The sequence below is a fragment of the Brucella sp. HL-2 genome (genome assembly GCF_025846885.2).
GTDB lineage: Bacteria > Pseudomonadota > Alphaproteobacteria > Rhizobiales > Rhizobiaceae > Brucella > Brucella quorumnocens.
In genome coordinates, this window is sequence record NZ_JAOYTK010000002.1 from 374394 (window position 1) to 389325 (window position 14932).

Here is a 14932-nt window from a genome sequence, read left to right on the forward strand (position 1 = left end):
TTCCCGGTTCCTTCGCTCAGGCGGCTGTTGAATAACGATTGATTGCTTCCGGCAAACCAAACCGCGCCCGCAGCGTGGTGCCTTCGCCGTTGTGAACAAGCTTGTGAGCCTGCAATGCGGGCAGCAGTTCTTTGAGAACGAAATCGCTTTGCGATTGCGGATCAGACAAGAGCAACCTTATGCCCGACGCGCCCCATGCCTGGCTCTCAGTAACCACATCAATCGTTTCCTGAACACTTGGCGTGTCAGAAAGCGCGAGGTCGGCGACGACAAACGGCGCTGCGCGATCATGCACGGATGCGCCAGCAGCCCTGATAAGCGGCTCATCTGCTGGAACAAAAACCACATTCGCATTGCGGGCGACATTCAACTCATCAAGATTTGAAAGCGTTGCAGCTACAATCGGCTGTCCCTGTGGTGGACGCGGCGTGATCGAAGGGCCGAGAACCCGGAAATTGTCGCTCTCAAAATTGATGTAATGCAGTTTGGACGCATCGAGAAACCGCTGCGTTTTCTTATCGCGAATAACTGCGTCGTCTTCCCAGCTATCCCAAAGCCTGCGAATAACTTCGATTGCGTCTTGAGTGTCGGTTTTAAGCGCCTGTTGATCAAGCGATGGATAACCATTCAATGCACCCAGCGCTTTGCTGGCTTCCAGATCGCGCTGTTTTGTGAGCTGCTGCACAAGAAGTCCAGCACGCCCCTCGCTGACATAATCAAGCGTCGCAATGGCGGTCGAAACGTGAAACGGTTCCACAAAATTCACCGGCGCACCGGGGATGATACCAATATTGGTGAGACGTGGTGCAAGCCAGTTTGCCAGCAAGATGGCATCCAGCCCATCGCCGCCCTCGTGTGCGAACTCATCTTCCAGTGTCAGAAATGCAAATGAACCATCGAACGGTTTTGTCAGCTCCGTCCAGAACTGCCGCGATTGCTTGAGGCTGGCTCGAGGTGCGGCTGCGGCGCTGATACCCACGCCTAAGAGCAGGGCTTTAGACTGCGTCATGATTTTATTCCGATCGTAATTGAATGGATTGGATAACTAGCCAGCACGAGCAACGCTGAGTTCCGGCTTGCTTTTGCCCGAGGCAGGAAGAAGCCGCGCAAAGTCAGTGAGTATTTGCGCATAATCCTCGGCATGAAATTCGTAAGGCAGCTCCAACCGAAATTCGGAGACAAGCGGCAGAACAGGATCGGCTGCGAGTGTTTCCAGAATTTGCTCTGTCGTGCCCACAATATCGGGCAGAAACAAAGTGCGGCGCGGACCATGGGCGAAACCCGTTCGCTTGTCGCGTTCGGCGGCGAATTCCGCATAGCGACGGCGCGCATCCGGACTGGCGCTGTCCGTGGGCAGGATCACCCGGCCAAGTGCGACACGCGGCGCACGCTCATGCACCCATTCCTGACGGAACCGTTCTATGAGTGCTTTTTGGGCTGTCAGAAAATCATCCGTGTTCTCACCGCTGACAATGTTTCCCGTCAGAAGATTAAACCCAGCCTGCCCCGCCCAACGTGCTGAATTCTGTGATCCACCGCCATACCAGAGGCGGTCGGTCAACCCTTTGGCAAAGGGTCTTAAACGCGGGATTTGCGCTCCAGCGGCATTGCCTGCTTCGGTATCGCCCGAAAGTGGTTCTGACCGCAGTGCCTGTGCCAGTTTTTCTGCACGCGCATGACTGTAATCAGCGATGGGAGCAGCATCCACAAAATCAGCGATCAAATGCCCAAAGGGCGGCGCGCCGACCGAAACACCGACATTCAGCCTGCCATGGGACAGCAAATCCACGGTCGCCAGATCTTCAGCCAGCCGGAACGGATTTTCATAGCCAAGCTGGATGACCGCAGTGCCAAGACCGATGCGCTTTGTTCGCTGCGAAGCGGCTGCGAGGAAGGTAGCGGCAGATGAAATGCCGCGTTCCAGATGACGCTGGCGCACCCATGCGCTGTCATATCCCAGTCGCTCTCCATGTTCGAAAAGCTGAAGCGTGTCCTCTAAACCCCGTACGGGATCATTCTCCCAATGACTGCCGGGAATGAGAAAGGCAAAATGTTCAATCTGTGAAAGAGGCATGGTTCGTTTCCCTTCTCACGCGGCAGTTTCGCGATAGCTTTGCAGCCGCGCTAGAATTTTTGCTTCTTGCACTGCTTTGCGCTCCTGCACCCGCTGGGTTGCCTCTTCAAATGAGGCAGATGCCGGATAGATTGGGGTGGAAATCGGCTGCCCCGACTTAACACCTATATGCTTTTCAAAAGGCAGCGAGCGGTATTGCTGCACATCAACCGACGTGTCGAAAAGTGGACGATAACCGAGCGAAATATAAAGCGCGGTTGCTTCCGGCTGGCGAAAGCCGGTGGATAGATAGGCGCGCGTGTAGCCTAAATCACCAGCACTCTCTTCAAGCGCCAACACAATGCGTCGAGCCAACCCCTGCCTTCGCAAATGCGATGCCGTCCAGATACGTTTAAGTTCCACTGTCTCGTCGTCGTGGCTCATATAAGCGCCACCAGCAATGGTTTCGCCATTGCGCTGAAGCAGCAGAAAACCACCAAGCGGAGCCGAAAATGCCTCTGTCGGATAGCGTAGGATTTCCGTTCGCGCGCCACCAGGACGATCAAGATTGCCGTATCGACCGTCATATTCTTGCACCAGCCCATCAATGAGAGGCTGCGCTGCCGGGTCCAAAAGAGAGGACTGGATAATAGTATCAACCATAGAATGCCTCCGCTGAAACAAATCCTGTCCGACGTGTATTGAGTGGAAGCAAAAAGCCACCATCGAACAGTATCTTCCTTTAACGGTGCATCTTTGTTGGGCTGTTTGCACGGCATGAACGTTTAATGAGTGCGCAAATATTGGAAGATCGTTGCTCGATTAATATTCTACAAAAAACATAGATTACATCTTCATTGAATTTGTTAGTGAGGATGAAATGCCCTACGCGCTTAGTTTTCTCGATAAGAGCCCCATTCATGATGGAGAAGCAGCCAAAGAGGCGTTGGCCCGCACGATTAAGCTTGCGCAGAAAGCAGAAGCCGCAGGCTTTCACCGTTTTTGGGTGGCAGAGCATCACAACTCACCGGGGCTTGCCAGTTCGTCACCGGAGGTACTGATCGGGTTTTTGTTGGCTCATACCCATCATATCCGGATTGGTTCTGGCGGCGTGATGCTGCAGCATTACAGCGCGTATAAAGTCGCTGAGAACTTTAATCTGCTTGCATCACTTGCCCCGGGACGGGTCGATTTGGGCGTCGGAAAAGCACCTGGAGGCCTGCCGCTTTCAACCCGCGCACTGCAAGGGGCTTATGACCCGGACCGAAAGCCATCCTTTAAACAGCAACTCGCAGAGCTTGATGGCTTTCTCGATCATGGTTCAGAGAAATCAGATGATGAAAATGGCATTGCCGCATATCCAGTGCCGCCGCAAAAACCTGAACGGTTCCTCTTGGGAGCGAGCGTCGAAAGTGCGGAGCTTGCTGCTCGCCTCGGATGGGATTTTGTCTACGCCGGACACATTCAGGGCGATCCGGCAGCAATAAAAGAAGCGATTGAAGCCTATCGGGCAATTGCGAACCGCCCTGCCATTTTAGCCGTCAGCGTTATTGTTGCTGAGAGCGATGCTGAGGCGGAAAAACTGGCAGGCGATATTCGTCGCTTCCGTGTTTCGGTCGAAGGCCTACAGCCGGTCAATGTCGGCAGCCACGAACAGGCGCTTGAATATGTGCGACAGGCCGGAGCCACACAATACAGCATCGAAGAACGCACGCCCCGTGTCGTCCGTGGCACAGCCTTGCATGTTCACACTGAACTTCAACGCCTGCATCGTGAGTTGGACATCGCTGAATTCGTTATCGACTGCCCTGTCTCAGAAGGCAGGCATCGTCTCAAAACCATTGAGCTGCTCGCCAATAGTCGCCCGGCAATCGCAGCATAACCTCCCCCATTTTTCCGACACTGGATATTCAACGTGGTAACAAGACGAGCTTTTCTGGCTGGCGCCAGCGCCCTTACCCTGATCATTGCCGCTGGTGCTGAAATCACTTCAGCCAAAGCGAATGCTGAACCCGTCAGCGGTGGTTCTCTCACATGGGGTGTGGAGACAGAGCCAAGCACACTTAACCCCCATTTGAACGGTCAGGCCAAAGCCAAGCTCATCTTACGCAACAGCTATGAATCCCTTTTGGCCCGCACACCGGAGGGTGGTTATGTGCCGTGGCTCGCCAAGAGCTATGAAGTTTCTGAAGACGGCAAGACCTACACGTTTAAACTCCGCGACGGCGTGAAGTTTTCGGATGGTGAGAAATTCGATGCGGCGGCTGTTGCTCTCAACTTTAGCAAACTCAAAGAACCCACTTATTCGGGAAGCATCAGTGCAGGCCATGTCGCGCGTGTCAGCGAAGTCACGGCTGTTGATCCACTGACTGTCGTCATAAAACTTGACCGCGTTTACGCGCCCTTTCTGGATGGTGCTGCGGGCATAGAACTGATCTCGCCCAAAGCATTCGAGTCTACACAGCTGAAGGCTGGTGGAACAGAAGTCGCAGGAACCGGCCCATTTGTTATCGACCGGTACATCAAGGGTCAGGAAATCCGCTTCGTTAAAAACCCGGATTATAATTGGGCGCCCGAAAATGCCGCTCATCAAGGCCCGGCCTATCTCGATGATGTGACCTATCGTTTCCTGCCTGAATCCTCAGTGCGTATCGGCGCACTCACTTCCGGGCAGATTGATGCCGCAGAAGGCATCTCCGGCAATGATGCCCAACTTTTCAAGGATAACCCGGAATTTGGCTACCAAACTTCAATCAATACCGGAACGCCTTATACGCTCTATCTCAACATCACCCGCGAACCCACTTCCGACGTCAATGTGCGTAAAGCAGTGCTGGCTGCCGTCGATGTCGAACGCATTATTCAGTCAGTTTATCGCGGTGAACGCGAACGTGCTTGGGGCATTCTTACGCCCGCCGACACAGACTTTTACGACAAGTCGATTGAAGGCACTTACGGGTTTAATCCAGAACTTGCCAGTAAGCTTCTCGATGAGGCCGGTTGGACAGAACGCGATGCGGACGGCTTCCGCACGAAAGACGGCAAACGTCTGACAATTGAGGTTGTGCAGTCACAATCCACCGTGCGCGACCAGCGGGATATTCTTTTACAGGCGGTACAGGCACAGGCCCGACAGAATGCGGGCATCGATATTGCGCTGCAATATGTCGATACGGGCACCTATTCCAGCCGTCAGAAAGACGGCGAATACGGCATCATTCCGAATTCGACCACGACGCAGGAAAACGGCGTCACCATCTATTTCCATTATCTGCCACGCGATAAGGGCGGCTCAATCAACTATAGCCGGACAGAAGACCCCAAAGTCTCCCAATGGTTGGACCAAGGCGCTTCCACGCTCGATCCCAAAAAGCGCTTTGAGACTTACGGAGAGTTACAACGTTTTGCGCTGCTCGAACAGGCCTATGGCCTGCCGCTCTACGTGCCTGCCGATCAGATCGTCGCATCATCCCGCGTTCAAGGCATTGGTTTCCGCCCTTTCAAGCGGCTTCCGGAAAATGCCTACGACATCTGGCTTCAAGATTAATTTCATCCTTCTTACGAGAGACCGATACATGCTTAATCGCCGATATTTCCTGACACTCGGAACCGCATTTTTCGCAGCGGTCGCACTGCCAAAAATCGTATTCGCGGAAGATGCCAAACCCGTTGAAGGTGGCAAGCTGGTCTGGGGTGTTGAAACCCAGCCTGCAACGCTCAATCCGCAGCTTAATGGTCAGGACAAAACCAAGCTTCTGCTGCGCAATGCTTATGAATCGCTGCTCGCACGCACCGCTGACGGCGGTTATGTATCTTGGCTTGCGAAAGATCATAAGATTTCGGACGACGGTAAAACCTACACATTCACGCTACGCGATGATGTGAAGTTTACGGACGGCGAAAAATTCAATGCGGAAGCTGTCGTAGCCAACATTACAGCGCTCAAAGACCCGGCCTATTCCGGCAGCACAAGCACCGGGCCAGTGTCGCGCATTGCAGAAGCGAAAGCGCTTGATGAAAACACCGTCAGTTTCACGCTCAAAGGCATTTACGCGCCATTTCTCGATTATATTGCCAGCCTGGAAATTCTCTCACCTGCTGCATTCAAATCTGAAGAAATCAAATCCGGCGGACCTGAGGTTGCAGGAACCGGCCCTTTCATTTTGAAGCGCTATGCCAAAGGACAGGAACTCAACTTCGTAAAAAACCCGGATTACAACTGGGCACCGGCAAATGCCGGTCATCAGGGTCCAGCCTATCTTGATGAAGTGACCTATCGCTTCTTAGGCGAGTCCTCAGTCAGAACCGGCGCACTTACCTCTGGTCAGGTTGATGTCATTGAAGGTGTGTCCGGCAATGATGCGGCCTTGTTCAAAGACAATCCTGATTTCACCTATCAGACGGCTTTGAACACCGGCACGCCTTATTCGCTTTTCCTCAATGTCGAATGGGGGCCGACGCAGGAGCTTAATGTTCGCAAGGCGCTGGTTGCAGCCATTGATGTCGATGCCGTTCTCAAGTCTGTCTATCGCGGGGAACGCACTCGCGCATGGGGCATCACGTCGCCGATTGATCCGCAGTTCTACGACAAAAGCATCGAAGGAAAATACGGCGCCAATCCAGAGCTTGCCAACAAACTTCTGGATGAAGCAGGCTGGACCGAACGCAATGCGGAAGGCTTCCGCACCAAGGATGGCAAGCCGCTGACTATTGAAGTTATTCAGGCACAGGCAACCGTGCGTGATCAGCGCGACGTTCTCTTGCAGGCTTTGCAGGCACAGGCGCGCCAGAGTGCGGGCATTGATCTCAAGATCGTTTATGTGGATGCCGGAACCTACACAGATCGCCGCAAGACCGGCGAATTTGGCTCGATTGCCAATTCCAATACGCCAACAGACGCTATCGATATCGAGCTGCATTACCTGCCACTCGATAAGGGCGGTTATATCAATTACAGCCGCGCTTCAGCACCCGAATTGGCGCAATGGCTGAATGAAGCCGCCTCAACGCTCGATCAGACCAAACGGTTTGAGCTTTACAGCAAGCTGCAAAACTTCGCCATTTTGGATCAGGCCTATGCCTTGCCGCTGTACGAGCCTGAAGATCAGGTTGCGGCTGCAGGCTATGTCAAAGGCATAAGCTTCCGTCCATTCAAGCAACTTCCTGAAAGCGCTTACGACATCTGGCGCAGCGAATAAACACGCCGTCCTGGGGACTTCGGCACAGAGGAGCTACAGATCATGGATGTTGAAAATACCACGACCATCGGTCGCGCACCCGCAAGCTGGTTGCCCCGGCGTTTCGGAGTCCCGCGTAACAGCCTTACGGGACAAATCACTCTTCGCATAAGTTCAGGCCTGCTGGTTCTTTGGGCCGCGATCACGCTGAGCTTCATCAGCGTCCACCTCGCGCCGGGCGACATCGTCAGCATACTGATTGGCGAGCAGTTGCGTACGCCGGAAGTTGAAGCTGCCATTCGCGCAGAATGGGGGCTGGATGATCCAATCTTCATGCAATACCTGTCCTATCTCGGACGTATTCTGCATGGCGATTTTGGCCGCTCCTATTATCTGCAGACAGACGTTTCACAGCTGCTGTTTTCGCAGATGTGGCCGACGCTAAAGCTCGCAGGGGCCGCGCTCTTTGTGGCAATCGTCTTTGCTGTTGGCAGCGCTGTTCTGACTGCCGGTAAAAAGCTGCCACGCTCAATCGCAGCGGGCACAGAACTTGTACTGATTTCAACGCCATCCTTCTGGCTTGGCATCGTTCTGCTCTTCGTCTTCTCCTTCACACTCAAGCTATTTCCGGTGTCGGGGGACAGGAATTTCGCAGCACTCGTTCTTCCAGCTCTATCGCTTGGTTTGTCTTTAGGCGCGGTCATTGGACAGGTTTTGCGCGAAGGTCTTGAACGCGCACTGGAAGAACCCTTTGCGCTTACGGTGCGCAGTTGGGGGACCAGCGATCTTGTGCTGCGATTAAGGCACGGTTTGCGTCATGCATCGCTGCCCGCAGTGACACTGACAGGCTGGCTGATTGGAGGCCTTCTTTCAGGCGCTGTCATTACCGAAGCCGTCTTCGGACGTCCCGGTCTTGGGCGCATCACCGTTGATGCAGTGCTTTATCACGACCTGCCGGTGGTGCTGGCTGTCGCTATCTTCTCGGCGTTCATCTATGTGGTGATGAGCACCATCGTTGATGTGCTCTATCTGCTGATTGATCCGCGCCTGAGAACCGAAGGCCGGAGATAGATCATGAGTGTCACCCCCGCACTTGAAACACACTCGACGGCAAATCCGGCTGGCACAAGCTTACGTAATCTGGCCCGATTGGTCCTTTCGCGCCCGGCACTGGCACTACCATCGCTCTTTCTAACGCTAATTGCCGTTGCAACGCTCTGGCCGGGTTTACTTACAACAGCCGATCCATTGTTAGCCGATCCGCTACAGGCACAATTGCCGCCTTCTGCAGAACATTGGTTTGGCACCGATCATTTGGGCCGCGACGTGTTTTCACGCGTGGTTCACGGTGCGCGCTATTCGGTACTGATCGGCTTTAGTGCTGTGGCTATCGGTGCTATCGCTGGCTCGATTTTGGGGCTGTTGGCTGGACTATCGCGCGGCCTGATTGATGAAGCAATTTCCCGTTTTCTTGATGTGGTGTCTTCGTTTCCCGATCTGCTGCTGGCTCTTGTTTTCATCTCGTTCACCGGACCCGGCACCATCAATCTGATCTTTGCACTCGGGGTCGCCATCATTCCGCGTTTCGCCCGCGTTGTGCGCGCGCAAACCTTTGTTATTGCGCAAAGCGGTTATGTCGAGCAGGCGAAAACATTTGGGCTGAAGCGTCACATCCTCGTATTGCGGCACGTATTGCCCCACGCCATTGCGCAGGTACCAATCCTTGCAACCATCGGGCTTGGCACAGCAATCATCAGTGCAGCAGGCTTGAGCTTTCTTGGCATGGGACCGCAGCCGCCAGCTCCCGGATGGGGCGCGATGCTCTCAGAAGCGCGCAATTATTTGCGTGTTGCATGGTGGATTGGCGTCTGGCCGGGTCTGGCCATCACACTCACCGTTATCTCCATCAGCATTCTCGGACGCCGTTGGCAGCTTGCCTTTGAAGGCCGGAGGCAGTCATGACAACGCCCCTTGTTGAAATCCGTAATCTATCCATCAGCTTTCAACGCGATGACCAGTTGGTCAAAGTCGTCGAAGGCATCAATTTGACCATTCATCCTGGTGAGACGGTAGCGCTTGTTGGAGAGTCCGGTTCGGGCAAGTCGGTGACGGCACGAGCACTGATCGGACTTTCAGGCCCAAGCGCAATCGTCAAGGCTGACCTTTTCGAGATTGATGGTCTGAATGTCCTTGATTATCGCGACAAGCAATGGCGGTGTTTGCGCGGCAACAAGATCGGCTTTGTCTTACAGGACGCGCTGGTCTCGCTTGATCCGCTACGTCGTATCTCGCAACAGCTTTCCGATGCCTTCGGGACAACAAGCTTTTTCCGGCGACCGGATGTCACGGATCGCAGCAAGGCATTGCTACGCTCGGTCGGCATTCCCGACCCTGATCGCAGATTGTTGCAATATCCACATCAGCTTTCGGGCGGCTTACGGCAACGCGCACTGATCGCAACAGCGGTTGCGCGTTCGCCGTCGCTGTTGATCGCGGACGAGCCAACCACAGCGCTTGATGCGACGGTTCAGAAACAGATCCTCGATCTTCTTGCGGAGCGTCGCCGCGCTGGCCATACACTTCTTCTGATCAGCCATGATCTTGCCGTCGTCTCGCGGCTGGCGGATCGCGTTCTGGTCATGCACAATGGCCGCATCGTTGAGGAAGGCCTAACAAGGCAGATACTCAATGCGCCGAAGGAAGCCTATACGCGACATTTGCTTGAAGCCGTACCGTCGGCCGGATCGCGCGGCTACCGGCTATCGCCAGCACAGCCGCACCAACCTCAAGTCAGGGTGGCCCTGCCAGCAAAGCGCATCGATGAGAGCACCAATATTCTGGAAGCCAAAGGACTTTTCAAACATTATGGCAAGGCCAACACGCCTTTAGCCGTCAATGATGTCTCATTCTCGCTGAAAGCTGGCGAAGCGCTCGGCATTGTCGGAGAATCCGGTTCCGGCAAAACCACCGTCGCAAAGATTGTTCTGGGCCTTACAGAACCCGATCAGGGTACAGTGCATATTGATGGCAAGCTCTGGAGCAATCTGCGCGAAGAGCAACGCCGTTCGCAACGTGCACATATGCAGCTCATTGCGCAGGATGCGCTCAGTTCGTTCGACCCGCGTTACACGGTTGATAAGATCGTCGGTGAAAGCCTCGATTCCGTTCATGTCTTTGGTGATGAACGGCGCAAGCGCGTGGTGGAAGTGCTGGATGCTGTGCGTCTCGGTTCGCAGTTTCTCAAGCGCTATCCCCGTGAATTGTCGGGCGGTCAGCGCCAGCGTGTCGCCATCGCGCGTGCCTTTGCACCGCGCCCGAAACTTCTGGTCGCCGATGAGCCTGTAAGCGCGCTTGATGTATCGGTGCAGGCTCAGGTACTCGACCTTCTGGCTGAGCTACAAGCAGATTCTGGCACATCGCTTCTGTTCATTTCACATGACCTTGGCGTCGTTCATCATCTGACAGACCGCGTTCTGGTGATGAAGGACGGTCGCATTGTTGAAAGCGGCGCCGTTGAACGCGTCTTTTCCCAACCACAGCACAATTACACACGCGCCCTGCTGGATGCCGTTCCAACGATTAGCGCCGCTTAGCTTACTATTTAACGCGCATCTTTTCCGAAAAACGTTTCACACTTTTCGGGATGCGCTTCTTAAGGAGATCACTATGACAAGAACACGTACCCGTCGCTTGAAAACCCTGTTCGGTGCCAGCAACGTTGTTTCCGCGGACAATGACCAGGACAAGACCTTTGGGTTCAAACGCGCAATAGAGCTGGCAAAGAAGGCTGAAGCTGAGAAAATCACCGGTCTTTTTACAGCCGACCTTCTACAACTTGATCCGGCCGGTCTTGCAGGCACCACCGGCACGCAAGACCCGGTTATCGCGCTTGCGGCGCTGGCACATGCCACATCGCATATCGGGCTTATTGCGACGGTCTCAACAACATTTTTGCATCCTTATAATCTCGCACGCCAGATCGGAACGCTGGATCATTTGAGCGGTGGCAGAACGGGCTGGAATGCTGTGACCTCTTCGGTCGGCGAAGAGAATTTCGGCGGCGATCTGCCAAGTCCGGAAGAGCGCTATGAACGGGCTGCGGAATTCATAGAGATCGTGAACGCGCTCTATGATGCAAATGAACGTGATGCGATCACGCGCAAAGCGTCGGGTAATATCTCTGTGCACCCGGAAAAATTTCACCCCATCAACTATCGTGGCAAGCATTTCAGCGTAGAAGGGCCACTGAATGTGCCACCTCTGCCGCAGGGTCGTCCGGTTCAGTTTCAGGCCGGCCAATCCGACGCCGGTGTCACGGTTGGCGCGCGCTATGCTGAAGTCGTCTATACGTCACAGCCGAAGCTCGAAGATGCTGTGGCCTTTGCCACCGAGCTGCGCCGCAGAGCAGCACAGTTTGGCCGAGCCAACAATCTGCCATTCATCATGAACTCGCTTCATTCGCTGATTGGCTCATCGGAAGCCGATGTTGCTCGCCGTCTGAAAGACAAGCATGAAACAATCGATTATGATCAGGGACGTGTCAAACTTGCAGATATGCTCGGCGGTCATATTGATCTGAGCGATCTGCCGCTCGACAAGTCTCTACCGGAAAACCTGCTGCCGGAAGTCACCAGCATTAACCGCCGCCGGGGCCGTGTCGAAGTTTTCCGTCGCTATGCGCGCGAAGGTCTGACCTTGCGTCAGTTGATTATTGAGGCACAGGAAACCGGTCACTGGTCGATTGCAGGTACGCCGGAGCAACTCGTCGATGCGATTGAAGAACGCTTCAACACAGGTGCTGTTGATGTTCTCACGCTGCATGGCATTGGTAATCCCGATCAGGAAGATTTGCTTCTAAATGGTCTGATCCCGGAGCTTCGACGCCGGTCGTTGATTGATACGGATTATATCGGTTCTGACTTCCGCGCCAATCTGGAACTGCCAGCCTTATCCGTTGCAACACCATCTCAGGCCCGGAGCGCCTGAAATGGCAAAGCGTGAGGGTTTTCTGCGTTTTGGCTTGTTCGTCTATCCGGTCGGCCACCATATTGCGGCATGGCGGCAACCGGATGCTGTTGCAAATGCTGGCATCAACTTCGACTATTACCGCAACGTTGCCTCGCTGGCAGAAGCAGCCAAATTCGATCTGCTGTTTCTTGCCGATGGTGCGGGAACCCGCGGCGACAATCTCGAAATTCTGAGCCGCACAGCGCACAGCTATGTAGCACAGTTTGAGCCGCTCACGCTTTTGTCCGCGCTCTCGTCTGTCACCAGCCACATCGGTCTTGTTGCGACGGCCTCATCGAGCTTCAATGAGCCTTTTCACATCGCGCGAAAATTTGCCTCACTCGACCATTTAAGCGGTGGTCGCGCGGGCTATAACCTTGTGACTTCGGCCAGCGACTTTGAGGCGCGCAATTTCAATCTCGACCGTCATTATGAACATGCCGACCGTTATGAACGGGCGGAAGAATTTGCCGATGTCGTCAGGGGGCTATGGAACAGCTGGGAAGATGATGCCTTTCTTTATGACAAGGAGCAGGCACGGTTCTTTGAACCTAACAAGCGGCATGTGCTTGATCACAAGGGTAAGCACTTCTCGGTTCAGGGACCGTTGAATGTACCGCGTTCGCCGCAAGGGCATCCCGTGACGGTGCAGGCCGGTTCTTCGGCGGCTGGAAAGGACTTGGCAGCAAAAAGTGCAGATGTTGTTTTCACGGCACAGCAGACTGTTGAGGAAGCCGTCGCTTTCTACAAAGATGTCAAACTGCGTGCAGCGAAATATGGCCGTGATGCCGACGATATCAAAATCATGCCGGGCATTTTTCCGGTTGTTGGTCGCACAAGGCGAGAGGCTCAGGATAAGTTCGATCAGCTCCAAAACCTCATTCACCCGTCTGTGGGGCTCAATATTCTTTCTTCGGGCTGGTCTGGTCCCGACCTTTCGCAGTTCGATCTCGACGGTCCCGTGCCTGAGTTGCCGGAAACTCAAGGCAGCAAAAGCAGACAAGAGCTTCTGTTTGAATTGGCGCGGCGCGAAAATCTGACCATTCGCGAACTTTATCTACGGGTTGCGGGCGCGCGTGGTCATCTGCAAATCGTCGGTACAGCGACGGACGTGGCTGACGCGCTCGAAGAGCGTTTTGAAACCTATGGCGCGGATGGCTTCAATGTGATGCCGCCTATCTTCCCGGCGGGACTGGAAGACTTTGCCGAGCTGGTTCTGCCGGAGCTTCGTCGCCGCGGGCTTGCCCGCAGCGATTATGATGGTACGACATTGCGGGACAATCTCGGTTTGAAAATACCGATCCATCCAGCTGCATCGGTTCAGAGTTCAGACACCTTAGCTGCCGTCAAAAAAGCGGTTTGAAGGGCGTGGGAGGCCTAGGTGTTCACGCAGCGTGCTGCCCTCGTAATCAGTGCGGAAGATACCACGGTGCTGTAGCTCAGGCACCAGTCTTTCCGCCACATCATCAAGGCCTTCCGGCAGGAAGGGGAATACAACCGTGAAGCCGTCACTGGCATCCTCTTCCAGCCACTTCTGCATTTCATCGGCAACGCTTTCGACGGTTCCGACGAAAGCAAGACCTGAATAGCCGCCGTAACGCTGGGCGAGTTGACGGACAGTCAGCTTTTCCTCTTCGGCCAATTTAAGAACCTGCGCCCTGCCCGACTTGCTTGCATTGGTTTCGGGAATTTGAGGCAGATAGTCGTCTGGATCAAAGCCTGATACATCATGGCCCAGAGCAATCGACAACGATGCGATACCGCTATCATAATGAACAAGACTATCGAGCTTCGCACGCTTCTGCTTGGCTTCCTCAAGGCTATCGCCAAGGACGATGAAGGCTGCAGGCAATATCTTCAACGACGATTGCGCGCGACCGGCGGCGGACAACCGCGACTTCAAATCCGCATAAAGCTTCTTGGCTTCAATGATGTCACGCGGAGCGCAGAAGACCACTTCCGCCGTTTCTGCTGCCAGCTGGCGACCCGGTTCTGATTGACCAGCCTGAACAATCACCGGCCATCCCTGTACGGGACGCGCAATATTAAGTGGTCCACGCACATTAAAATCATCGCCATGATGATCCAGAACATGCATCTTGGATGGATCAAAGAAGATGCCGCTTTCCTGATCCCGGATGAACGCATCATCCGCAAAGCTGTCCCAAAGTCCCGTTACAACATCATAGAACTCGCGCGCACGCTTGTAGCGTTCGCCATGTTCGACATGCTCGTCCTTGCCGAAGTTGAGCGCTGAATCGGGATTGGACGTCGTGACGATGTTCCACGCTGCGCGCCCCTGGCTTATATGGTCAAGCGAGGCAAAACGTCTGGCAATATGATAGGGCTCGTCGAATGTGGTGGACGCCGTTGCGGCCAGTCCGATCTTGTCAGTCACCGCAGCCAGAGCCGACAGCAGCGTGAATGGTTCAAACGATGTAACTGTATGACTGCGCTTTAGCGCCTCGACCGGCATGTTGAGGACAGCAAGATGATCCGCCATGAAGAATGCGTCGAATTTCGCCGCTTCAAGTTTCTGAGCAAAAGCCTTCAGATGCTTGAAATTGAAATTTGCGTCGGCATAGGCACCGGGATATCGCCAAGCGCCAGTATGCAGGCTTACAGGGCGCATAAACGCCGTAAGATGAAGAGACTTGTTCAATTGATCGTTCCTGAGGCTATTGCGAAATGAGGT

General features: G+C 54.3%; 12 protein-coding genes. 8 read left to right on the top strand and 4 right to left on the bottom strand.

The window, feature by feature from the left end; all coding sequences use genetic code 11:
• Positions 1-16 precede the first annotated feature (16 nt).
• The 3 genes from OIV19_RS04880 to OIV19_RS04890 are packed head-to-tail and all read right to left on the bottom strand — an operon-like array spanning position 17 to position 2716.
• Positions 17-1009 (bottom strand): LLM class flavin-dependent oxidoreductase, encoded by a 993-nt coding sequence (locus tag OIV19_RS04880; RefSeq protein WP_264230834.1) that lies wholly within the window; start codon positions 1007-1009, stop codon positions 17-19.
• A gap of 36 nt (positions 1010-1045) precedes the next feature.
• Entirely contained in the window at positions 1046-2074 is a 1029-nt protein-coding gene (locus tag OIV19_RS04885; RefSeq protein WP_264230835.1) for an LLM class flavin-dependent oxidoreductase, read from the bottom strand.
• A 15-nt stretch (positions 2075-2089) separates the two neighbouring features.
• Positions 2090-2716, bottom strand: coding sequence for a GNAT family N-acetyltransferase (locus OIV19_RS04890; protein WP_191792783.1), 627 nt, complete (start codon positions 2714-2716; stop codon positions 2090-2092).
• Positions 2717-2933: 217 nt separating this feature from the next.
• Between OIV19_RS04890 and OIV19_RS04895 the strand changes: the two genes are divergently transcribed.
• The 8 genes from OIV19_RS04895 (at position 2934) to OIV19_RS04930 (ending at position 13600) form a co-directional block, all read left to right on the top strand.
• Positions 2934-3935 carry an LLM class flavin-dependent oxidoreductase gene (locus tag OIV19_RS04895; protein WP_264230836.1) on the top strand — a complete coding sequence of 334 codons (1002 nt, stop codon included), beginning with the start codon at positions 2934-2936 and terminating at the stop codon, positions 3933-3935.
• Between the two features lie 33 nt (positions 3936-3968).
• Positions 3969-5600 (top strand): ABC transporter substrate-binding protein, encoded by a 1632-nt coding sequence (locus OIV19_RS04900; RefSeq protein ID WP_264230837.1) that lies wholly within the window; start codon positions 3969-3971, stop codon positions 5598-5600.
• 28 nt (positions 5601-5628) lie between these two features.
• Positions 5629-7251, top strand: a complete 1623-nt coding sequence (locus OIV19_RS04905; RefSeq protein ID WP_264230838.1) for an ABC transporter substrate-binding protein — start codon at positions 5629-5631, stop codon at positions 7249-7251.
• A 42-nt stretch (positions 7252-7293) separates the two neighbouring features.
• On the top strand, positions 7294-8301 hold the full coding sequence (locus tag OIV19_RS04910) for an ABC transporter permease (RefSeq protein ID WP_264230839.1): 1008 nt from the start codon (positions 7294-7296) through the stop codon (positions 8299-8301).
• Positions 8302-8304: 3 nt separating this feature from the next.
• On the top strand, positions 8305-9192 hold the full coding sequence (locus tag OIV19_RS04915) for an ABC transporter permease (protein ID WP_264230840.1): 888 nt from the start codon (positions 8305-8307) through the stop codon (positions 9190-9192).
• Positions 9189-10823, top strand: a complete 1635-nt coding sequence (locus OIV19_RS04920) for an ABC transporter ATP-binding protein (protein WP_264230841.1) — start codon at positions 9189-9191, stop codon at positions 10821-10823. Before OIV19_RS04915 ends, OIV19_RS04920 begins: the two co-directional genes overlap by 4 nt.
• Positions 10824-10896: 73 nt before the next feature.
• Positions 10897-12216 (top strand): NtaA/DmoA family FMN-dependent monooxygenase, encoded by a 1320-nt coding sequence (locus OIV19_RS04925; protein WP_264230842.1) that lies wholly within the window; start codon positions 10897-10899, stop codon positions 12214-12216.
• Between the two features lies 1 nt (position 12217).
• Positions 12218-13600 (top strand): LLM class flavin-dependent oxidoreductase, encoded by a 1383-nt coding sequence (locus OIV19_RS04930; RefSeq protein WP_264230843.1) that lies wholly within the window; start codon positions 12218-12220, stop codon positions 13598-13600.
• Here the strand turns inward: OIV19_RS04930 and OIV19_RS04935 are convergent.
• Complete coding sequence (locus tag OIV19_RS04935; protein ID WP_264230971.1) at positions 13574-14869, bottom strand: LLM class flavin-dependent oxidoreductase; 1296 nt, start codon at positions 14867-14869, stop codon at positions 13574-13576. The two genes, OIV19_RS04930 and OIV19_RS04935, sit on opposite strands and share 27 nt — an antisense overlap.
• Positions 14870-14932 lie beyond the last annotated feature (63 nt).

Excerpts from the sequence above, each read along its gene's own strand:
- OIV19_RS04880 (WP_264230834.1), bottom strand. The coding sequence starts at position 1,009 with ATGACGCAGTCTAAAGCCCTGCTCTTAGGCGTGGGTATCAGCGCCGCA.
- OIV19_RS04885 (WP_264230835.1), bottom strand. The coding sequence starts at position 2,074 with ATGCCTCTTTCACAGATTGAACATTTTGCCTTTCTCATTCCCGGCAGT.
- OIV19_RS04890 (WP_191792783.1), bottom strand. The coding sequence starts at position 2,716 with ATGGTTGATACTATTATCCAGTCCTCTCTTTTGGACCCGGCAGCGCAG.
- OIV19_RS04895 (WP_264230836.1), top strand. The coding sequence starts at position 2,934 with ATGCCCTACGCGCTTAGTTTTCTCGATAAGAGCCCCATTCATGATGGA.
- OIV19_RS04905 (WP_264230838.1), top strand. The coding sequence starts at position 5,629 with ATGCTTAATCGCCGATATTTCCTGACACTCGGAACCGCATTTTTCGCA.
- OIV19_RS04910 (WP_264230839.1), top strand. The coding sequence starts at position 7,294 with ATGGATGTTGAAAATACCACGACCATCGGTCGCGCACCCGCAAGCTGG.
- OIV19_RS04915 (WP_264230840.1), top strand. The coding sequence starts at position 8,305 with ATGAGTGTCACCCCCGCACTTGAAACACACTCGACGGCAAATCCGGCT.
- OIV19_RS04920 (WP_264230841.1), top strand. The coding sequence starts at position 9,189 with ATGACAACGCCCCTTGTTGAAATCCGTAATCTATCCATCAGCTTTCAA.
- OIV19_RS04925 (WP_264230842.1), top strand. The coding sequence starts at position 10,897 with ATGACAAGAACACGTACCCGTCGCTTGAAAACCCTGTTCGGTGCCAGC.
- OIV19_RS04930 (WP_264230843.1), top strand. The coding sequence starts at position 12,218 with ATGGCAAAGCGTGAGGGTTTTCTGCGTTTTGGCTTGTTCGTCTATCCG.
- OIV19_RS04935 (WP_264230971.1), bottom strand. The coding sequence starts at position 14,869 with ATGCGCCCTGTAAGCCTGCATACTGGCGCTTGGCGATATCCCGGTGCC.